Annotated in this window: 18 protein-coding genes; 14 read left to right on the top strand and 4 right to left on the bottom strand. The window is 47.4% G+C overall.

The features are described 5' to 3' along the window. Positions 1-34 precede the first annotated feature (34 nt). Genes trkA through ACWYU8_RS20260 form a run of 3 tightly spaced genes read left to right on the top strand, consistent with a single transcriptional unit; the run spans position 35 to position 3,473 of the window. The gene (gene trkA / locus ACWYU8_RS20270) at positions 35-1,411 is read left to right on the top strand and encodes a Trk system potassium transporter TrkA (RefSeq protein WP_457521552.1); all 1,377 of its coding nucleotides are present in this window, start codon (positions 35-37) and stop codon (positions 1,409-1,411) included. A gap of 9 nt (positions 1,412-1,420) precedes the next feature. Then, positions 1,421-2,866, top strand: coding sequence for a TrkH family potassium uptake protein (locus ACWYU8_RS20265; protein ID WP_457521551.1), 1,446 nt, complete (start codon positions 1,421-1,423; stop codon positions 2,864-2,866). A 31-nt stretch (positions 2,867-2,897) separates the two neighbouring features. Then, positions 2,898-3,473 (top strand): DUF3157 family protein, encoded by a 576-nt coding sequence (locus ACWYU8_RS20260; RefSeq protein WP_457521550.1) that lies wholly within the window; start codon positions 2,898-2,900, stop codon positions 3,471-3,473. 37 nt (positions 3,474-3,510) lie between these two features. Here ACWYU8_RS20260 and trhA read toward each other — a convergent pair whose 3' ends face one another. Further along, positions 3,511-4,164, bottom strand: coding sequence for a PAQR family membrane homeostasis protein TrhA (trhA, locus tag ACWYU8_RS20255; RefSeq protein ID WP_457521549.1), 654 nt, complete (start codon positions 4,162-4,164; stop codon positions 3,511-3,513). Between the two features lie 65 nt (positions 4,165-4,229). Next, positions 4,230-5,042 (bottom strand): sporulation protein, encoded by an 813-nt coding sequence (locus ACWYU8_RS20250; protein WP_457521548.1) that lies wholly within the window; start codon positions 5,040-5,042, stop codon positions 4,230-4,232. Between the two features lie 297 nt (positions 5,043-5,339). On the opposite strand from ACWYU8_RS20250, the gene ACWYU8_RS20245 reads away from it, so the two are divergent. The 6 genes from ACWYU8_RS20245 (at position 5,340) to ACWYU8_RS20220 (ending at position 10,369) form a co-directional block, all read left to right on the top strand. Continuing rightward, positions 5,340-5,507 (top strand): hypothetical protein, encoded by a 168-nt coding sequence (locus ACWYU8_RS20245; protein WP_457521547.1) that lies wholly within the window; start codon positions 5,340-5,342, stop codon positions 5,505-5,507. Positions 5,508-5,633: 126 nt separating this feature from the next. Then, the gene (locus tag ACWYU8_RS20240; RefSeq protein ID WP_457521546.1) at positions 5,634-5,900 is read left to right on the top strand and encodes a YihD family protein; all 267 of its coding nucleotides are present in this window, start codon (positions 5,634-5,636) and stop codon (positions 5,898-5,900) included. 284 nt (positions 5,901-6,184) lie between these two features. Next, positions 6,185-7,606, top strand: a complete 1,422-nt coding sequence (gene ccoG, locus ACWYU8_RS20235) for a cytochrome c oxidase accessory protein CcoG (protein WP_457521545.1) — start codon at positions 6,185-6,187, stop codon at positions 7,604-7,606. Positions 7,607-7,660: 54 nt separating this feature from the next. Next, a complete protein-coding gene (locus ACWYU8_RS20230) occupies positions 7,661-8,647 on the top strand; it encodes a serine/threonine protein kinase (protein WP_457521565.1) in 987 nt (328 codons plus the stop codon). Positions 8,648-8,682: 35 nt separating this feature from the next. Continuing rightward, positions 8,683-9,285: a thiol:disulfide interchange protein DsbA/DsbL gene (locus ACWYU8_RS20225; protein WP_457521544.1), complete on the top strand. Its 603-nt coding sequence runs from the start codon at positions 8,683-8,685 to the stop codon at positions 9,283-9,285. A 127-nt stretch (positions 9,286-9,412) separates the two neighbouring features. Continuing rightward, positions 9,413-10,369 (top strand): DUF2860 domain-containing protein, encoded by a 957-nt coding sequence (locus ACWYU8_RS20220; protein WP_457521543.1) that lies wholly within the window; start codon positions 9,413-9,415, stop codon positions 10,367-10,369. Positions 10,370-10,397: 28 nt separating this feature from the next. On the opposite strand, the gene ACWYU8_RS20215 is transcribed toward ACWYU8_RS20220, so the two are convergent. Further along, complete coding sequence (locus ACWYU8_RS20215; RefSeq protein ID WP_457521542.1) at positions 10,398-11,921, bottom strand: YifB family Mg chelatase-like AAA ATPase; 1,524 nt, start codon at positions 11,919-11,921, stop codon at positions 10,398-10,400. 468 nt (positions 11,922-12,389) lie between these two features. Here ACWYU8_RS20215 and ilvG point away from each other — a divergent pair, with 468 nt between their 5' ends. The 4 genes from ilvG to ilvA all read left to right on the top strand — a co-directional run bounded on the left by ilvG (position 12,390) and on the right by ilvA (position 17,959). After that, positions 12,390-14,036, top strand: a complete 1,647-nt coding sequence (ilvG, locus tag ACWYU8_RS20210; protein WP_457521541.1) for an acetolactate synthase 2 catalytic subunit — start codon at positions 12,390-12,392, stop codon at positions 14,034-14,036. An 11-nt stretch (positions 14,037-14,047) separates the two neighbouring features. Next, positions 14,048-14,332 carry an acetolactate synthase 2 small subunit gene (gene ilvM / locus ACWYU8_RS20205; RefSeq protein ID WP_457521540.1) on the top strand — a complete coding sequence of 95 codons (285 nt, stop codon included), beginning with the start codon at positions 14,048-14,050 and terminating at the stop codon, positions 14,330-14,332. Between the two features lie 235 nt (positions 14,333-14,567). Then, positions 14,568-16,409, top strand: a complete 1,842-nt coding sequence (gene ilvD, locus ACWYU8_RS20200; protein WP_444496094.1) for a dihydroxy-acid dehydratase — start codon at positions 14,568-14,570, stop codon at positions 16,407-16,409. Between the two features lie 2 nt (positions 16,410-16,411). Then, positions 16,412-17,959, top strand: a complete 1,548-nt coding sequence (ilvA, locus tag ACWYU8_RS20195; protein ID WP_457521539.1) for a threonine ammonia-lyase, biosynthetic — start codon at positions 16,412-16,414, stop codon at positions 17,957-17,959. Positions 17,960-17,997: 38 nt separating this feature from the next. On the opposite strand, the gene punR is transcribed toward ilvA, so the two are convergent. Beyond that, complete coding sequence (gene punR / locus ACWYU8_RS20190; protein WP_457521538.1) at positions 17,998-18,900, bottom strand: DNA-binding transcriptional activator PunR; 903 nt, start codon at positions 18,898-18,900, stop codon at positions 17,998-18,000. 153 nt (positions 18,901-19,053) lie between these two features. Here punR and punC point away from each other — a divergent pair, with 153 nt between their 5' ends. Continuing rightward, complete coding sequence (gene punC, locus ACWYU8_RS20185; RefSeq protein WP_457521537.1) at positions 19,054-20,259, top strand: purine nucleoside transporter PunC; 1,206 nt, start codon at positions 19,054-19,056, stop codon at positions 20,257-20,259. Positions 20,260-20,275 lie beyond the last annotated feature (16 nt).

The following is a 20,275-nucleotide window of genomic DNA, read 5'->3' as shown; positions in this document are numbered from 1 at the left end:
TTCAATCGCCTTTTTCAGATAACGAGAACAGAGTATGAAGATCATTATTCTTGGTGCTGGTCAGGTTGGCGGCACACTGGCAGAAAACCTGGTTGGTGAGAACAACGATATCACCATCGTCGACAACAACACTGACCGTCTGCGTGAACTGCAGGACAAATATGACCTGCGTGTGGTCAACGGCCATGCGAGTCACCCGGATGTGTTGCACGAAGCTGGCGCACAAGATGCCGACATGCTGGTTGCAGTAACCAACACTGACGAAACCAATATGGCGGCATGTCAGGTTGCCTTCACTCTGTTTAACACACCTAACCGTGTTGCACGTATCCGCTCCCCAGAGTATCTGGCAGAAAAAGAAGCATTGTTTAAGTCTGGTGCCATCCCAGTCGATCACCTTATCGCACCGGAAGAACTGGTAACTAGCTATATAGAGCGTCTGATCCAGTACCCTGGTGCACTACAGGTAGTGAGCTTTGCTGAACAGAAAGTCAGCCTGGTTGCCGTAAAAGCCTATTATGGCGGACCGTTGGTGGGTAACGCGCTATCCGCACTGCGCGAGCATATGCCTCACATTGACACTCGTGTGGCGGCGATCTTCCGTCAAGGCCGTGCAATTCGTCCGCAAGGCACGACCATCATTGAAGCAGACGATGAGGTGTTCTTTGTCGCGGCAAGTAATCATATCCGCTCAGTGATGAGTGAGCTACAGCGCCTTGAGAAGCCTTACCGTCGTATTATGATTGTCGGTGGTGGTAATATCGGTGCAAGCTTAGCAAAACGCTTAGAACAGACCTACAGCGTGAAATTAATCGAGCGTAATTACCAACGAGCAGAACAACTGTCAGAGCAACTTGGCAATACCATTGTATTCTGTGGTGATGCGGCTGATCAGGAATTGCTAACCGAAGAAAATATCGACCAAGTCGATGTATTTATTGCCCTGACCAACGAAGATGAAACCAACATCATGTCAGCCATGCTGGCAAAACGTATGGGCGCGAAAAAGGTAATGGTGTTAATTCAGCGCGGTGCCTATGTCGACCTCGTGCAAGGTGGTGTAATTGATGTGGCTATTTCGCCTCAGCAGGCAACCATTTCCGCACTTCTGACTCACGTTCGCCGCGCTGATATTGTTAACGTATCGTCTCTGCGTCGCGGTGCCGCTGAAGCAATCGAAGCCGTTGCCCACGGTGACGAAACCACTTCAAAAGTAGTTGGCCGAGCGATTGGTGATATTAAACTGCCGCCGGGCACAACCATCGGCGCAATCGTTCGTGGCGAAGAGGTGCTCATTGCTCATGACCGTACAGTCATCGAACAAGATGATCACGTCGTGATGTTCCTGGTCGACAAAAAGTACGTACCAGACGTCGAAGCTCTGTTCCAACCGAGCCCATTTTTCCTCTAGGACTCTTTTATGGTCAACTTACGTCCCGTACTGTTTGTTATCGGGCTGGTTTTATCCAAACTGGCCCTTTTCATGTACGTGCCTACTTTGGTCGCATTCTTCACAGGTACGGGCGGATTCCTCGACTTCGCCCAAGCGGTTGTAATCACCCATGTTGCTGCGTTTATCTGCCTGACAGTGGGTCGAACGACCAATTTCAAACTCAGTGTACGCGATATGTTCCTGATAACCAGTCTGGTTTGGAGCATATCCAGTGCATTTGCAGCGCTGCCTTTTGTATTCATCAACCACATCAGTTTTACCGATGCCTATTTCGAAACCATGTCAGGAATCACCACAACCGGTTCTACGGTGTTGAGCGGCTTAGATGAGATGGCGCCAAGTATCTTATTGTGGCGCTCAATTCTGCAATGGCTTGGTGGCGTCGGCTTTATCGTTATGGCGGTAGCTATCCTGCCCATGTTAAACGTCGGTGGTATGAAGCTGTTCCAAACCGAGTCTTCCGACTGGTCAGATAAAAGTAGCCCAAGAGCCAAAACCGTGGCGAAAAACATCGTGCTGGTTTATCTGATACTTACCGGGCTTTGCATTGGCGGTTACATACTGACAGGCATGAGCCTATTTGAGGCGATCAACCACTCGTTTACCACCCTGTCGACTGGTGGTTACTCGACTTCTGACGGCTCGATGAATCACTTTTCGAATGGTGCTCACTGGGTAGCAACTACGTTTATGTTCCTGGGTGGTTTACCGTTTCTGCTGTTTGTCGCCGCTTTACGTAAACGCAGAATTGATATCCTGCTTAAAGATGCGCAGGTGCGTGGTTTTGCCTATCTGTTCATTTTCTCAAGTCTGGTCATTGCGGCTTGGCTGGTTATCCGAGATGGCTATACCCTATTGGATGCGCTGCGTGTATCGATGTTCAACATCGTATCGGTTGTGACAACAACGGGCTTTGGCTTAGAAGACTTCACCTCTTGGGGCGCACTACCAACCACACTGTTTGCTTTCTTAATGGTTGCAGGAGCTTGCTCAGGTTCAACCTCTGGCGGGATCAAAATATTCCGCTTCCAGGTAGCAATGTCACTGCTGAACAAGCAGATGCTGAAACTGGTTCATCCTTCAGGTGTGTTTGTCCAACGCTACAACCAACGCCCTGTCAACGACGATATTGTACGTTCAGTGGTTGCGTTTGTTTTGACGTTCTTTATCACCATCATCGTTATTGCTGGCGGCTTAAGTGCGCTAGGTTTAGATCCCATCACCAGCATCTCGGGTTCCATTACAGCAGTCGCAAATGTTGGTCCTGGTATGGGACCAGTGATTGGCCCGACGGGTAACTTCGCCCTATTACCCGATACTGCAAAATGGCTGTTAAGCTTTGGGATGTTGATGGGACGTCTGGAAATTCTGACTATTCTTGTCTTGTTCTTCCCGGCATTCTGGCGCCGTTAGAGGCTGAGGCTATAAAACAAAAGGTACAACAATGAAAACGTGGATTACTTTGGCAACCCTGCTGGCTACTACATCGGTATATGCCGCCGAGGTCGTTACCTTAGCGGATGGACGAGAAGTAAAATTAAATGATGACTTTACTTGGGAATATGTAATTAAGAGCACCGCACCCAAAGGCAAAGCAGTAACCGCTCCGAATGAAATATCAGCAACACCAGCGATTACGACGATTCCCGTTGTAGAGAAAACCGTCGGAACGACACTGATCGTCAATGCGAAAAAGCCAACCATGCAGTTGTCTGATTTTGGTGTGGATATTTTGATTGGCTCTGCAAGCTACCAAGGTGGTGAGCTGATTTTACCGACCTCCATCACCAACCAGAGTTCTCAGTCGGTGATTCAGATTGAAGTCGAAGTTCAGGTGTTCGATATGTCGGGTAAAGCACTGGCAAAAGAAAAGGTCATCGTTTGGCAGTCCATTAAACGTATGGCCGATACTTACCTTCGCCCGCAACAAGCAGAGCAAGGTAAGCACATCAAACTGGCAGTGCCGCAATCGGCACAATACCAGTTTTCTGCAAAAGTCGTAGAAGTGCAAACTCGCTAAAAATGAGCCGATTTAGCCCTTGTTAACAAACCAACAGTTAAATCGGCTCAACAAAGTAATAAATCGCAAAGAAGTGGCAGACACAGCCAGCCAGAACAAAACCATGCCAAATTGCGTGGTTGAATGGAATGCGCTGCGCCACGTAAAAAATGACGCCAAGAGAATAGATCAAACCACCCACCGCAAGTAGCGTCAAACCACCGATATCCAGCGTAATAGCCAACTCATAAATCACAATCAGAGATAGCCAGCCCATGACTAAATAGGTCGTAAGCGACAAATTCTTGAAGCGGTGAATAAATGCCACTTTCATGATGATACCAATGAGAGCAATCGTCCAAATCACGATCATCAGCCCAATAGCCAGCGGCGTACGTAAGCTCACCAGCAAAAATGGCGTGTAACTACCCGCAATCAATAGGTAGATCGCACAGTGATCAAACGTTTTCAGCCAGCGTTTGGCTTTTGGATGCGGAATCGCATGATAGAGCGTTGAAGCGAGAAACAGCACGATAATACTGGACCCGTAGATCGCCATACTGGTTATCGTCAGAGTATCAGCTTGTTGATCTAACGATCGGATTAACAGCAGAATCAGGCCGACAATACCCAATATCATCCCGATTCCGTGAGTGACAGAATTAACAAACTCTTCACTTTGACTGTATTCAGGTTGGTGTGGCGAAGACATGACTGCACCTATACTAGAGTGTGTATTTTCACTCTAGTATGGCACATTAAGCGTACACGTGTTAGCTAAAACTCAGCACCGTGCGTCGCAGTAGTTTGTTCCAGAAAATTAAGTACAAGGTCTCCGACTTCTTCAGGGCTGGTCGTCACCGGAATCGTCAGCTCTCTATTCAACTTACCACTGCCCAGCAAACTCGCCAGCATACCTCCAGCGCCGCTACGCGTACGGTCCACTTCAAACCACAATTTCAATTCTTCTTCGCTGCGATGCGCAACAAATTCGAGTTCACGCCATACGCCATGATACGGGCCATCGGTCGGTACCAATTCAAATTCCTGCACAAATGGCAGATCGAAACCCTTTACCTCTTCACATTCGACTTGGCGGATACGTAGGCCCTGCGCTTCAAATGCCGATAAGATCGCATCCATAAGCGGATCAGGCCTAATCGTAAGGATATCTTTGTCTGTGGGATCAAGCGCTGCAGCAACATCTAAGCCTGTTTCCAGCCACACTTTCGCATCACCGATGGTAACGGGAGTATTCCAGGGAACATCAAGCTTAACATCAAAGGTACGTTCTTCTGTGGAATGTATAACAAACGAGTAAGGGAGGCTCCACTCAGCCAGGATATGAGTTTGCGGCACTCGACGCATGTTGTGTCCTTCTCGAGATCCCCTGTCATCAGGCGCTTCTGCGATATAGCGGCAGCAGAGTTTCAGGTCGATGTTATCGATCTTTTGTTCTGTTGAGCCACCATAAACATGGATTGACACATCCACACTTTGACCGGGGTATATCACATCCTGATTAAGAACTGAGTCGACCTTAGCGCTGCCGATCCCAAAACTTGCAAGTGTCTTCTTTAAAAATGACATACACACCTCCTTTGTCGAGATCTCATACTACTACTGCTGATCAGGGGATCAAAACAAATTTTTGTATTCATTCGCTAGCAAATTTAACAAATTCGCAAGAATTCAGCTGTTCAAGTATCGACCAATTATAACAAGGGTGCTAACCTAACAACTGATATGTATGCATATCGTTAATCCTGACTCATTAACTGGATTGGCGAGAGCCAAAAGAGCGAAGCTTTTTGGTATTTGAAGTTTGCTCATAGTGATTCAGGTCATAACATCGGCAATGGATATGCCTGGCAGTTAGGTAATTGAATGCGCCCAACAACAGTCAGGTTCGCACACACCAATAGTAGTGCAATGCGCCGCCGCAGTGGTTTTGCTGCTGCACCAACGGCACGTCAAGTTGCGCCGGCTATGACAATGGTTGAGAAAAACGCGGTAACCCCGAAAGCTCCGTCCAAAGTTATCAAAGCAGCTTAATAAAAAGCGCGGCATCAGCTGCGCTTTTTCTTTTCTATTCATCTTAGCTCTCATCTATTTGTCTTCTCCATGCAATTTGATACCTTTAGATCCAATTACACCTATAAATTCTGTGGAGAAAGGAAAATGAAGTGTCATCGTATCGAAGAACTACTCGAACTATTAGAGCCGGAATGGCATAAAGATCAAGACATGAACCTGCTGCCGTTCATTGTAAAACTGGCACAAGAAGCGGGTTATAAGGGGAAGCTTGAAGATCTCACCGATGATGTGCTGATCTACCACCTGAAAATGCGTAACAGCAGTAAAGATGAAATGATCCCTGGTTTGAAAAAAGATCAGGAAGACGACTTCAAGACCGCTATTTTACGCGCCCGTGGCATCATCAAATAAAGCGCTAAGACAACGCCTACTCTCTTAAGCGACTCATTTGAGTCGCTTTTTTGCAACTGAATACGTGAGATAAAAGAAAGCGTTAACTGTTCAGACGATTATCAGGTTAACTGTACTGATTTTTGTTGTTAAACATTGACTGCGTTAAAGAAAAGGAAATGTTATTGATCGTATAATCGCCGTTTATCAGTATTAACTAAAATAGTTAACAAATAGCAATGTCATCGAGCGACATCACCAGAAATGACGCCGTACATTATAAAAAGCCTAAGAAGGATGAGTGCATGAGTCAGGATAAGATTGATATTAAAGATGTGACTCCCAAAACCTTTAACCCAAAAACTCATAAAGGTGACGGGGATCGTTTTAACCCTAGCAATCGTATCTATGTACGTGAAAGTAAAGGAACCTATCAAAAACTGAGACGCTACGGTGGCTGGTTTTTGCTGCTACTGTTCGCATTGACACCATGGATCCCTTACGGGGAACGTCAGGCTATTTTGCTTGATATTGGTAATCAGCAGTTTAACTTTTTTGGCACCACGCTTTATCCGCAAGACCTCACCCTGCTCGCTCTGCTGTTTGTTATCGGAGCATTTGGCCTGTTCTTTATCACCACCTTTTTAGGCAGGGTCTGGTGTGGTTATCTGTGCCCACAAACCGTCTGGACTTTCATGTACATCTGGTTTGAAGAGAAACTCGAAGGCAGCGCCAATAAGCGTCGCAAACAAGACGCCAACAAGTTAACCACCAACCTGGTAATGCGTAAAACGCTCAAACACATCGCCTGGTTTGCGATTGCACTCATAACTGGTTTTACTTTTGTCGGTTACTTCGTGCCAATGAAGCAACTCGTGATCGATTTCTTTACTTTTAGTTCCAGCTTCTGGCCAGTTTTCTGGGTAATGTTTTTTGCTGTCTGTACCTACGGTAATGCAGGCTGGATGCGTTCTATCATGTGTATTCACATGTGCCCCTACGCACGTTTCCAGTCTGCGATGTTCGACAAAGATACCTTCATCGTTGGCTACGACACCAAGCGCGGTGAACAACGCGGTCCGCGCTCTCGTAAGGCAGATCCGAAACAACTTGGCTTGGGTGACTGTATTGACTGTGACCTATGTGTACAAGTGTGTCCGACGGGTATCGATATTCGTGATGGCTTACAGTATGAATGCATCAACTGCGGCGCCTGTATTGATGCCTGTGACCAAACCATGGATCGCATGGGTTATGAGAAAGGGCTGATCAACTACACCACAGAGCACCGCTTATCAGGTAAAAACACCAAAGTTTTGCGTCCTAAGCTGCTTGGTTATGGTGCGGTATTCCTGATCATGATCGGCTTATTTTTTGCTCAGATTGCCTCCGTCGACCCTGCGGGAATGAGCGTGATTCGTGACCGTAACCAGCTGTTCCGCGTCAATAGCTCGGGAGAAGTCGAAAACACTTATACGCTTAAGGTGATCAACAAGACCCAACAGGTACAGGAATACAATCTTGACGTTAAAGGCTTGAATGATGTGAGCTGGTACGGTAAACAGACCATTCAGGTGCAACCCGGTGAAGTTCTGAACTTACCAATGAGTCTTGGCGCAGATCCTGACAAGCTAAACTCTGCGATCACCACAATTCAGTTTATACTCACCGATAAGAGCAACGATTTTACCATCGAAGTGGAAAGCCGGTTTATCAAGAAACTCTGATTCCAGCTTCGATGACTAATGGAAAAAGGCTCAGCAATGAGCCTTTTTATTTATATGTCCCAAGGTACGTTTAACTTTGACGCCCTTACCCCAGATTTCATGTGGTATGCGTTAGAAAGCATCGGTATTCGCGCAGAATCTGGCTTTCTCCCTCTCAACAGTTATGAAAACCGCGTCTATCAGTTTACTGATGAAGAGCGTCGCCGTTACGTCGTGAAATTCTATCGCCCGGAACGTTGGAGCAACGAGCAGATTCAGGAAGAACACGACTTCACTCTAGAACTGATCGAAAACGAAATCCCTGTCGCACCACCAGTTTTACTCAATGGCCAGACTTTACATCATTACAAAGGTTACGGCTTTGCGCTGTTTGAAAGCGTCGGCGGGCGTCAGTTCGAAGTAGATAATTTAGATCAACTGGAAGGAGTTGGAAGATTCCTCGGTCGTATCCATAAAGTTGGCAGCAGAAAGACCTTTCAACATCGACCAAGCATCGGCTTACAAGAATACCTATACCAGCCTAGAGAGATTCTGCAAAGCTCGAACATGATTCCGATGCATCTGGAAAATAGCTTTTTCAATGATTTAGACTTGCTAATCAAATCCATCGAAAACCACTGGCAGGATAGTTTCAATGTCATTCGTCTGCATGGTGACTGCCACCCGGGGAATATCCTTTGGCGTGATGGTCCGATGTTCGTCGACTTAGATGACGCCCGTAACGGGCCCGCAGTACAAGATTTGTGGATGCTTTTGAATGGTGATAGGCAAGATAAACTGATGCAGTTGGATATCGTTTTGGAAGCCTATCAGGAGTTTTGTGATTTTAACTCAGCAGAATTGAAACTAATTGAGCCACTTCGCGGTCTACGAATGGTGCATTACATGGCATGGTTAGCAAAACGTTGGCATGACCCTGCATTTCCGTTGGCATTCCCATGGTTTAATGAGCCAAAATACTGGGAGGGTCAGGTCCTTGCATTTAAAGAGCAGATTGCTAACTTGGAAGAAGCGCCCCTTTCTTTAATGCCTCAATGGTAAAGTCAGCCAAATAATTAAAAAATGGAGATATTTAGATGAAAAAGCTGTTCGCACTGTTTTCTATGCTGATGCTGAGCCTCTCGGCACAGGCAGCGCAATTCAAAGAAGGTGAACATTACAAGGTATTGGATCTAGAGGCATCGAATAAGCCTGTCGTCACTGAGTTTTTCTCATTCTACTGCCCTCACTGTAATTCGTTTGAACCAATCATTCAGCAACTTAAGCAAAAGCTGCCTGAAGGTGTGAAGCTGCAAAAAAACCATGTGTCTTTCATGGGCGGCAACATGGGTCCTTCAATGAGCAAAGCATTTGCAACCATGGTAGCACTTAAGATTGAAGACAAAATGGTTCCGGTGATGTTTAACCGTATCCACAATCTGCGTAAAGCGCCACGCGATGATGCAGAATTGCGTCAAATCTTCTTAGATGAAGGGGTGGATGCCAACAAATTTGACTCAGCATTTAAAGGTTTTGCCGTCGATTCCATGGTTCGCCGTATGGACAAACAGTTTGAAGACAGCGGCCTGACGGGCGTTCCGGCTGTGATTGTAAACAACAAGTACCTAGTGCAAGCACAGAGCATCAAAACGATGGATGAGTATTTTGCTCTGGTAAACTACTTACTCGAACTTAAGTAATTCTGTCTAAATCATAATAAAGGGGAGCTTCATCAGTTCCCCTTTGTTTTATCTGCGAATCTATTGCTATAACTTATATCAATCCCCCTCGGTTTGAACAATTCATTCACTAATAAGGAGATTTTGAATGATACCCAGGCTCACCCTATTAACTTTGGCCCTTGTCGTAAGTTCAGCTCAGGCTCAGCTTGCAGAAACCGCTGGGTTCAGCGGAGAGATTGCACTTAACGCGGCATTTGTTACGTCAGAATCTAACTTTAACACCGATAACAGCAAAACCATCGATTCGCTGGATAAAAGTGGTGACAGCGATAGCTCGGTTGTCGCTGCTCCTCTGGGTAACATCGCTTATACCTTCGGCAAGCAACTCAACCAACAAGTGTATGCGGGTACGACCCGTTCAGATATCGCCATAGGCACACTTGCTTTTCAGTTAGGTTATCAATACCAATTACCGTCAGGCACGATACTCGATGTATCTTACCTGCCAACCATATTACAAGGAGAAACCTGGCGTAATCCGTATCAGGTAGGCGTGGCTCGACGCACAACCGATGAAGGTGGTAACGCTTATCGCTTCCAGCTTAAAGGGTTGGTTGATGAAAACTTTAACCTCGACCTTGCCTATGCCGACAAAGAAATTGATAACGAAGAAGTCACCGATCGCACGCTGGCTCGCGATGCGGATATTTACTACGTCAAAGGTGATTACCGAATTTCACTCGATAGTACATCTATACTGCAACCCGCGATTACATACATCAACCAAGATGCCGATGGTAAAGCCGAATCCTTTGACTCATATGGGTTTGAGCTGAGCTGGTTTAAGTTTATCAATCGCCACCGCCTTGCTCTCACCGCCGATTACACACTCCAGGACTATCAATCTAAAAGCCAGACTTTTAGCAAAAAACGCAGTAACGACATTATTGGTCTGTTCGCCGCATATGAATACCGCAATGTATTTGACTGGCAAAACTGGTCGTTTATTTCGTTCGCAGCTTATAGCCAAACTGACTCAAATATCACCTTCTACGACGAGAAGGAATACCTATTCTCGTTGGGTTTCAGCTATCGCTTTTAGCCCGCTCTTTGAGAGGCTGATGACTTGATTACACAGCCTGAGCAGTCAGCTGTTTCAGTAATCGGTCCATCGCGCGATATCCGAGCGCTTCCGCCAGATGGGAGCGCTCTATTTGACCGGCGTCTTCAAGATCCGCAATAGTACGTGCGACTTTAATAATGCGATGATAGGCGCGAATAGATAAACCAAGCCGGTGCAAAGCCGTCTCGAGAAACTCGGCATCACTCTTTTGTAGTGGGCAAAACGTTTCGATCTCACGGCTGCCAAGCAGAGCATTTACCTTCCCGCTGCGATTTAACATCCGCACACGAGCATGATTGACCCGCTCCTTAACGACTAAGGTAGGCTCACCTCGATCACCACCTTCTGACAGCGTTCCCTTTGGCAACGCAGGAATTTCTAGCGACATATCGAATCGGTCGAGCAACGGTCCCGATAAGCGCCCCAAATAGCGTAAAATGGCTTGTGGGTTAGTACGAGCTTGATTCCCTTCATAGTAGCCTGTTGGACTGGGGTTAAGTGCACCCACCAGCTGGAAGCGGGCCGGAAAGCGGGTTTTACCCTGAGCCCGAGAGATGATGATCTCCCCAGATTCGAGGGGTTCGCGCAGCGAGTCCAGTACTTTTCGGTCAAACTCCGGCATTTCATCCAGAAACAACAATCCGTTGTGAGCCAGTGAGATTTCACCCGGTCTGGGTATCGAACCACCACCAACCAACGCCGCCATCGAACTGGAGTGATGCGGAGAACGAAATGGTCTTGATTTCCAGTTATGCTCGTTAATATCACTCTGAGTCAGAGACGCCACCGACGCTGTTTCCATCGCTTCTTCGTCACTCATTTCCGGTAACAAATCACACAATCGCGAGGCTAGCATGGTTTTTCCTGTACCGGGTGGGCCTAAAAACAGCAGATTGTGGTTTCCAGCCGCCGCTATCTCCAACGCCCTTTTTCCCTGTTGTTGACCGATGATGTCCTGCAAATCTCGGCCATTAGAGTCCGGCGCAATCCACTTCGGAGCCTGATAAAGATTAAGTCGATGTTGGCCGCATAACTCAGCGCAAACCTCCAATAAAGATTGCGCTGACCTATGCTGTTCTTTTCCCACCAGCGCAGCCTGATCACCATTCGCATGCGGAACCACCAAATGGCGCTGAGTTTTGTTCGCAGCCAAAGCCGCAGGCAGCACACCTTTTACTGGTCTTAACCCTCCAGATAACGCTAACTCACCAACAAATTCATAGTTTTTGAGCTTATCTGTCGCTATTTGCTCCGACGCCGCCAAAATCCCTAATGCAATAGGAAGGTCAAAGCGTCCCCCCTCTTTAGGTAAATCAGCCGGAGCCAAATTGACGGTAATTCGCTTTGCCGGGAACTGAAAGTTAGAATTAATGATCGCACTGCGTACCCGATCTTTGGATTCTTTTACGGTGGTTTCCGGCAGCCCAACCAGAGTAAAACCCGGCATGCCATTACTGATATGCACTTCCACACTAACTGCCGGCGCTTCAACCCCGACACTTGCCCGACTATGAATGATTGCCAGCCCCATATTCGCCTCGAATTATTGAACAGTATATAAACAAATGTTTTTCTAAGTAGTTATGTTATATACCGCGTCTAAATTGAGAGTTAATGTGAAAAAAGAATGACTTTTTGCTTGTCATGCAGAGGATTTGTGTGATACCACTAGTGACGCAAACAATTTCGTAGAACATTACACAACGCTTTTTAACTAAATTACGAAAGAACGACAGACAGATGAATCTATTCGCTTACATTAACTCACTGCTAGCCCTGATTATCGTGGTCATTATTGGCACCACGCGGGGTATTGTGGGCGAAAGATAACCACAAATTACAAGAAACCCCCGCACTGAAAAGTCCGGGGGTTTTTTTACAACTACAAGTTGTCATCTGTCTAACCCTTGGACAGTTTAACGGGAAGAATGGGAGTGCACATAATGTGCAATACACATGGTGATAGCTACGAGCCACAACGTAGCAAAGGAGGTTTACGATGACTGGTGCACAACTTGTCGTAGCCGCTTTAAGACAGCAAGGCATCAAGACCGTGTTTGGTTATCCTGGTGGAGCCATCATGCCAATCTACGATGCCTTGTATGACGGAGGTGTAGAACACATCTTATGCCGTCATGAACAAGGGGCTGCTATGGCCGCCATCGGAATGGCACGCTCAACTCAAGATGTTGCCGTTTGTATGGCAACTTCCGGCCCTGGCGCCACCAACCTAGTTACCGGCCTTGCCGATGCATTTCTTGATTCAGTTCCTCTGGTTGCCATTACAGGTCAGGTTGCCAGCTCTCATATCGGTACTGACGCTTTCCAGGAAATGGATGTGATTGGTATGTCACTAGCCTGTACGAAACACAGCTACCTGGTGACTGAGATTGAAGATCTTGCTCCTACCCTAGCAGAAGCGTTTGAAGTCGCAAAAACGGGGCGTCCGGGTCCAGTCATTGTCGATATCGCCAAAGATGTTCAGCTTGCAAAAGCACCAACAGAATTACTGCCTCCATACGTTGCACCAGCAATCGAAGATGTCAGCACTGAAGACATCCAACGCGCACAAGAAGTACTGGCAGCGTCTACTCGTCCAGTGCTCTATGTTGGTGGCGGTGTTCAGCTTGCAAAAGCAACCCATGCAGTACGAGAGTTCTTACGCCTGAATCCAATGCCAGCGGTAAGCACTCTGAAAGGTCTCGGCACGATTGAACGTCATGACCCTCACTACCTGGGTATGTTGGGCATGCACGGCACTAAAGCCGCCAACCTTGTCGTTCAGGAAGCGGATCTATTAATCGTAGTGGGTGCGCGATTTGATGACCGCGTGACAGGCAAACTTGATACATTTGCACCAAACGCGAAAGTGATTCACATCGATATCGATGCAGCAGAAATTCACAAGCTGCGCCACGCTAACGCACCGCTACGTGGTGATATCAATACCATTCTTCCTCAGCTAGAACTGACCCAAGACATCTCTCCATGGGTTCACCACAGTGAAAGTTTACGCAGCGGCTTCAAGTGGCGCTACGACCATCCTGGCGAACTTATCTATGCTCCACTGTTACTTAAGCAGTTATCTGACATGATGCCGGATAGCGCCATGGTTTCAACAGACGTAGGTCAGCACCAGATGTGGGCAGCGCAGCATATCCAGCCACGTGATCCACAAAACTTCATCACCTCAGCAGGTCTGGGCACTATGGGTTTTGGTCTGCCAGCTGCAATGGGCGCAGCAGTCGCGCGTCCGGATGATCAGTCTATCCTTATCTCTGGTGACGGCTCATTCATGATGAACGTGCAGGAGTTAGGTACACTCAAGCGCCGCCAAATCCCGGTGAAGATTGTTCTTCTTAACAACCAACGTCTTGGCATGGTACGCCAGTGGCAGTCCCTGTTCTTCGATGGTCGACACAGCGAAACCATCCTTGATGACAACCCAGATTTCGTGATGCTGGCAAAAGCATTCGATATTCCGGGAAAAACCATCACTAAGAAAGAAGAAGTGGAACCCGCACTTAAAGAGATGTTAGAAAGCAAAACCGCTTATATGCTTCACGTTTTAATCGACGAAGAAGAAAACGTGTGGCCGTTGGTGCCACCTGGCGCATCAAACAGTGATATGTTGGAAAATACGTAGGAGACACTCACATGGACAGATATTTACTCGACATCAAAGCCGATGACAAACCGGTGCTGTTAGAGCGTGTTTTACGTGTGATTCGTCACCGCGGCTTTGTGATCAAACAAGTGGCAGCGACTCAGAACCACGAAAGTAGAGTAGCCAGCGTAGAGATCATCGTCGACAGCGATCGACCTATCTCCTTTTTGATCAACCAAATTGAAAAGTTATGGGATGTTCGTAAAGTTGAGGTTCTAAAAATCCGCAACGATGAACTGCCAAATCATAACTTGCAACAACACGTAAATGCGTAAGGATGGCAGCGCTGACTATCGGATTTATTTGCTTTTTTTATAACGAAAACGGTAGTTGAAACCAAAGCTGTACCTGATGTAACCATCGAATTAAATGGAACTGGGCGGCGCCAAACGCGGCCCACTCATTAAACTACTGCAAGAGGCCTACGATGGCCTATTTAACAGCGCTACAGAAAAAAGTGGGCTGATTAGACTGTGTGTACCCAGAGCAGAAGTAAGAAGGAATTAAGAAATGCCAAAATATAGATCAGCAACCACCACACATGGTCGTAACATGGCGGGAGCTCGTGCGCTATGGCGCGCAACAGGCGTAAAAGAAGAAGATTTCGGTAAGCCAATCATCGCCGTAGTGAACTCGTTTACTCAATTTGTACCGGGCCACGTACACCTGAAAGATTTAGGCCAACTTGTTGCTAAAGAGATTGAAGCTGCAGGTGGTATTGCAAAAGAATTTAACACCATCGCCGTAGATGATGGTATCGCAATGGGTCACGGAGGCATGCTTTACTCTCTACCTTCACGTGAGCTGATTGCTGACTCAGTGGAATACATGGTTAACGCTCACTGTGCAGATGCCATGGTGTGTATCTCTAACTGTGACAAAATCACTCCGGGGATGCTGATGGCGTCAATGCGCCTTAACATCCCGGTTATCTTCGTTTCTGGCGGCCCAATGGAAGCGGGTAAAACCAAGCTATCTGATCAGATCATCAAACTCGACTTGGTTGACGCAATGATCCAAGGTGCGGATCCAAAAGTATCTGATGAGCAAAGCGAACAGATCGAACGCTCAGCGTGTCCGACTTGTGGCTCGTGTTCAGGTATGTTTACCGCAAACTCAATGAACTGTCTGACCGAAGCTCTGGGTCTGTCTCAACCTGGTAACGGTTCTCTGCTTGCAACTCACGCGGACCGTAAAGAGTTGTTCGTCAACGCAGGTAAACGCATCGTTGAACTAACTAAGCGTTACTACGAGCAAGACGACGAAACAGCCCTACCACGTAATATCGCGACCAAAGCCGCGTTTGAAAACGCGATGGCACTCGATATCGCCATGGGTGGCTCAACCAACACGGTTCTGCACCTGCTAGCCGCTGCTCAAGAAGGTGAAGTCGATTTCGACATGACGGACATCGACCGTATGTCTCGTCAGGTGCCGCATCTATGTAAAGTTGCCCCATCTACACAGAAATACCACATGGAAGACGTCCACCGCGCTGGTGGTGTCATTGGTATTCTTGGTGAGCTGAACCGCGCGGGGCTTTTAAATAACCAGTCCAAGACAGTTCTGGGCCTTAATTGGGAAGAGCAACTAGCACAATACGACATCATGCTGACCGATTCGGAAGAAGTGAAAAAATTCTACCGTGCAGGTCCTGCAGGCATCCGTACCACTCAGGCGTTCTCACAAGATTGTCGCTGGGATACATTGGATGATGACCGCGCAGAAGGCTGTATTCGTACCAAAGAGAATGCCTTTAGCCAAGACGGTGGTCTTGCAGTACTTAAAGGTAATATCGCGCTGGATGGCTGTATCGTTAAAACCGCAGGTGTGGACGCAAGCATCCTCAAATTTACCGGCCCGGCAATCGTGTTTGAAAGTCAGGAAGATGCAGTAGATGGCATTCTTGGTGGCAAAGTGAAAGCGGGTGATGTCGTCGTGATTCGTTACGAAGGACCAAAAGGCGGCCCGGGTATGCAAGAGATGCTCTACCCAACCACTTACCTGAAATCGATGGGTCTGGGTAAGGAATGTGCGCTACTGACTGATGGCCGCTTCTCTGGTGGTACATCAGGTTTGTCTATCGGCCACGCTTCTCCGGAAGCTGCAAACGGTGGTGCGATTGGTTTGGTGAAGAACGGTGACTTGATTGCTATTGATATCCCTAATCGCAGTATCTCACTTGAGGTTTCTGAACAAGAACTTGCAGAGCGGCGTGCAAAACAAGATGAACTTGGCTGGAAACCTGCAGACCGTCAACGTAAAGTTTCTCTTGCACTTAAAGCGTACGCCAGCATGGCAACCAGTGCTGACAAAGGTGCAGTACGAGACAAATCTAAGCTAGAGGGCTAGCAATGATGGAATCTCAACCCGAAAAGAAAGTGAATCAAACTGGCGCAGACTATCTGCGTCAGATCCTGCGTGCGCCAGTTTATGAGGTCGCTACGGTCACACCGCTACAAGATATGCCCCGCCTTTCTTCAAGGATTGGCAATAACGTGCAGATCAAACGTGAAGACCGTCAGCCAGTTCACTCATTCAAGCTGCGCGGCGCTTACAACATGGTGGCAAGCTTATCTGAAGAGCAAAAAGCGGCGGGCGTGATTGCGGCTTCGGCAGGTAACCATGCGCAAGGCATGGCACTTTCAGGCTCCAAGCTAGGCATCAAAACCACCATCGTGATGCCAAAGACAACGCCAGATATCAAAGTGGATGCGGTGCGAAGCTTTGGTGGTAATGTCGTGCTGCATGGCAACAACTTTGATGAAGCCAAGGCCGAAGCAGAACGTCTGGCTGAAGAATGCGGCTATACGTTTGTGCCTCCCTTTGATCACCCGTTAGTGATTGCGGGTCAGGGCACCATTGGCATGGAGATGCTGCAGCAAAATGGTCACCTTGATTACATCTTTGTACCGGTTGGCGGTGGTGGCTTAGCTGCGGGCGTAGCGGTACTGGTTAAGCAACTGATGCCGGAAATCAAAGTAATTGCTGTCGAACCTGAAGACTCTTCATGTTTGAAAGCGGCCTTAGATGCAGGTGAACCAGTGGTGCTGGATCAGGTCAGTATGTTTGCAGATGGTGTGGCTGTAAAACGCATCGGTGAGGAAACATTCCGTCTCTGTCAGAAATACATTGATGGTCATGTAGCCGTATCAAGCGATGAAATTTGTGCTGCAGTCAAAGACATCTTTGAAGATACTCGTGCAATTGCGGAACCATCCGGCGCTTTAGCTTTGGCGGGACTGAAAAAATTTGCCGAAAAGAATCAGCTTAAAGGCAAAAACCTCAGTACGGTGTTGTCTGGTGCCAACACCAACTTCCACGGCTTACGCTATGTCTCCGAACGTTGTGAACTTGGTGAAAAACGTGAAGGCTTATTGGCCGTTACGATTCCAGAACGCCAAGGTGCTTTCTTTGAGTTTTGTAACCTGATTGGCGGCCGTGCAGTCACTGAGTTTAACTACCGTTACAATGATGACGAACTGGCGAACATCTTTGTCGGTGTTCGACTTCAAGGTGGTCAGGAAGAGCTGGAACACATTATTCGCGATCTGCGTGAAGGTGGCTATCCAGTGGTGGACTTATCCGACGATGAAATGGCGAAGCTACACATTCGCTATATGATCGGTGGCAAACCATCGAAAAAACTGAAAGAGCGTTTGTATAGCTTTGAGTTTCCAGAATATCCGGGAGCGCTGCTGAAATTCCTGAGCACACTCGGTACTCACTGGAACATCAGTCTGTTTAACTACCGCAACCATGGTGCAGATTACGGACGTGTTCTGTGTGGTTTCGAGTTAGATGAAAGCGATTTAGCCCAGTTTTCTGCACATTTACGTGAACTAGGCTATCAGTGCAAAGACGAAACGGATAACCCATCCTACAAGTTCTTCTTATCGTAACTGCTTTAAAAAACACCTCGCAAACGTGAGGTGTTTTTTTATGACTGAAGCCAGTCCTGATGTAATTGATGAGACGATCCTAAATAATCGACCATCCATTGGATCAACTTATGGCTTTCATCTTTACGCCACACCAAACAGCATCGACTTAGTGGCTTGTCGTCCGCCAGCACTTTCTCCACCAGTACACCTTCATTGATCAATGGTGTCGCAATATGACGCGGCATGTACCCCACACCTACCCCATTTTTCAGACACTCAATCGCGGCATACCAGTTAGGCAGTAATAAGCGGCGCTGCTTAGCATAGTGACCGGTATGACGCTTGGGTAATACACTAGACGTATCATCCAGACAGATAGCAGGAAACTGGCTGACAAACGCTTCGGTTAATATCTGCTGACGCACGCAGGGATGCGCTGGCGACATGACAAATGCCCAGTCCAGCGTCCCCATGTCTCTGACTTCGAAATCACCGCCAACAGGAATGGCACTCGTCGCACCAACCACGATATCTGCCCGCCCCTGGGCAATCGCTTCCCACGAGCCATTAAACACTTCCATATTGATCTGCAATTCGGCAAATTCAAACTCACGATAAAAGTCTTCCACCAGAGGCTTTAGCTTTTCCAATTTCACAACGTTATCCAACGTCAGCTTCAGGGTTGTTTGCCAGCCATGTGCTGCACGGCGTGTCTGTGCTTTCACCTCTTCCATTTGGCGTAACAAAGCGCGCGCTTCTGCCATAAATAGCTCCCCAGCAGGGGTTAGCTCGACCTTTCTTGGCAAGCGGCGAAACAGCACTACATCCAAATCTTGCTCGACCTGACGCACACCATAACTGATTGCTGAAGGCACTTTGTGCAGAACTTCAGCCGCCGCAGTAAAACTGCCTAACCGGGCAACGGTATCGAGCATTTCTAACGAAGATTTGGAAAACATCACCATTAACCTTTCAAATTTTTTGATTGATAACCAATAATTTTAACGTTTTATTTTTTATAAATCGAAAAATAGAATGAAAAGGTAAATAAATCAGGGTTGGCGCCAACTGATATTGATTAAAAAGTAATTAAATAATTTGATTGGTTAATAATGAAAATATCAAAACTACAACTCGTTTATCTTGCAGTGTTATCAATGCTTGGCTTCATCGCCACAGACATGTACCTGCCAGCATTTAAAGCAATGGAAGCAGACTTTGCGACAGGGCCGGAACAAATCGCCCTGTCTTTGACCGTATTTTTAGGCGGGATGGCATTTGGTCAGCTTATGTGGGGGCTGGCTTCAGATAAGTTTGGTCATCGAAATACTCTGGCTGCGGGTTTAGTCGTATTTACTCTTGCTTCATTCGGTCTGGCGTTCTGCGATCAAGTATGGCAATTACTGACTCTCCGATTTGTTCAGGCGATCGGTGTATGCGCACCTGCTGTGATCTGGCAAGCAATGGTCATTAAACGTTACTCCAGCAGCAGTCAGCAGATTTTCGCCACCATCATGCCGCTGGTCGCTCTGTCTCCTGCTCTTGCTCCTCAATTAGGAGTGTTACTTGCAGACAACTTTGGCTGGCACAGTATTTTTATCGTGTTAACGCTGGTGGGCGTACTACTTGTCGCCGCAACCATGATGCAAACAGACGAAAAAGCGGAGCTAAAGCAAACCAGCATCTCATCTGATATAAAAACTCTGCTGGGGTCGAAAACTTACCTCGGTAACGTGATTATGTTTGCCACCGCATCAGCGGCTTTCTTTGCTTACCTAACCGGTATGCCGGAAATCATGGCTCAACTGGGCTACGAAGCGAAGGACATCGGCCTGAGCTTTATCCCCCAAACCATCGCCTTTATGACAGGTGGCTACCTGGGCAAAGTGGGAGTACGCAAATATGGCGATAAAAACGTTTTACGCCAGCTGATCGGTTTGTTTAGCGTTGCGGCGCTAATGGTGTTCGTCGCATCACAATGGACATTAACCTCTATATGGCCAATTCTGGCACCTTTCTGCCTTATCGCGGTCGCAAACGGTGCGCTTTATCCCATCGTGGTCAACCGAGCTCTGGAAAGTGCTCAGCAAAGCCCGGCGACAGCAGCGGGTTTGCAAAATAGCCTGCAGATCTGTGTCAGCAGTCTGGCCAGCGCTTTCGTTGCCGCGATGGCCAGTCAGGCTCAGTCAATCACTGGTATCGCGATTGTCATCTGCATGGGCGGTTTATGGATTGGCTATATTTTGTCGAACAGAGAGTTGGTCAAGCACTTTGCCACCCCAGACAATGCTCGCGTTGTTAGCGAAGAAGAGAGTTAAATACAACAAAGCCGCT

Source organism: Vibrio limimangrovi, assembly GCF_054064025.1.
Note: the sequence above shows the minus strand (reverse complement) of the source record. Positions and strands in the feature narration are given on the sequence as shown.

What these genes read in the sequence shown, in the direction of transcription:
- trkA (WP_457521552.1), top strand. Translation starts at nt 35, where the DNA reads ATGAAGATCATTATTCTTGGTGCTGGTCAGGTTGGCGGCACACTGGCA.
- ACWYU8_RS20265 (WP_457521551.1), top strand. Translation starts at nt 1,421, where the DNA reads ATGGTCAACTTACGTCCCGTACTGTTTGTTATCGGGCTGGTTTTATCC.
- ACWYU8_RS20260 (WP_457521550.1), top strand. Translation starts at nt 2,898, where the DNA reads ATGAAAACGTGGATTACTTTGGCAACCCTGCTGGCTACTACATCGGTA.
- trhA (WP_457521549.1), bottom strand. Translation starts at nt 4,164, where the DNA reads ATGTCTTCGCCACACCAACCTGAATACAGTCAAAGTGAAGAGTTTGTT.
- ACWYU8_RS20250 (WP_457521548.1), bottom strand. Translation starts at nt 5,042, where the DNA reads ATGTCATTTTTAAAGAAGACACTTGCAAGTTTTGGGATCGGCAGCGCT.
- ACWYU8_RS20245 (WP_457521547.1), top strand. Translation starts at nt 5,340, where the DNA reads ATGCGCCCAACAACAGTCAGGTTCGCACACACCAATAGTAGTGCAATG.
- ACWYU8_RS20240 (WP_457521546.1), top strand. Translation starts at nt 5,634, where the DNA reads ATGAAGTGTCATCGTATCGAAGAACTACTCGAACTATTAGAGCCGGAA.
- ccoG (WP_457521545.1), top strand. Translation starts at nt 6,185, where the DNA reads ATGAGTCAGGATAAGATTGATATTAAAGATGTGACTCCCAAAACCTTT.
- ACWYU8_RS20230 (WP_457521565.1), top strand. Translation starts at nt 7,661, where the DNA reads ATGTCCCAAGGTACGTTTAACTTTGACGCCCTTACCCCAGATTTCATG.
- ACWYU8_RS20225 (WP_457521544.1), top strand. Translation starts at nt 8,683, where the DNA reads ATGAAAAAGCTGTTCGCACTGTTTTCTATGCTGATGCTGAGCCTCTCG.
- ACWYU8_RS20220 (WP_457521543.1), top strand. Translation starts at nt 9,413, where the DNA reads ATGATACCCAGGCTCACCCTATTAACTTTGGCCCTTGTCGTAAGTTCA.
- ACWYU8_RS20215 (WP_457521542.1), bottom strand. Translation starts at nt 11,921, where the DNA reads ATGGGGCTGGCAATCATTCATAGTCGGGCAAGTGTCGGGGTTGAAGCG.
- ilvG (WP_457521541.1), top strand. Translation starts at nt 12,390, where the DNA reads ATGACTGGTGCACAACTTGTCGTAGCCGCTTTAAGACAGCAAGGCATC.
- ilvM (WP_457521540.1), top strand. Translation starts at nt 14,048, where the DNA reads ATGGACAGATATTTACTCGACATCAAAGCCGATGACAAACCGGTGCTG.
- ilvD (WP_444496094.1), top strand. Translation starts at nt 14,568, where the DNA reads ATGCCAAAATATAGATCAGCAACCACCACACATGGTCGTAACATGGCG.
- ilvA (WP_457521539.1), top strand. Translation starts at nt 16,412, where the DNA reads ATGATGGAATCTCAACCCGAAAAGAAAGTGAATCAAACTGGCGCAGAC.
- punR (WP_457521538.1), bottom strand. Translation starts at nt 18,900, where the DNA reads ATGTTTTCCAAATCTTCGTTAGAAATGCTCGATACCGTTGCCCGGTTA.
- punC (WP_457521537.1), top strand. Translation starts at nt 19,054, where the DNA reads ATGAAAATATCAAAACTACAACTCGTTTATCTTGCAGTGTTATCAATG.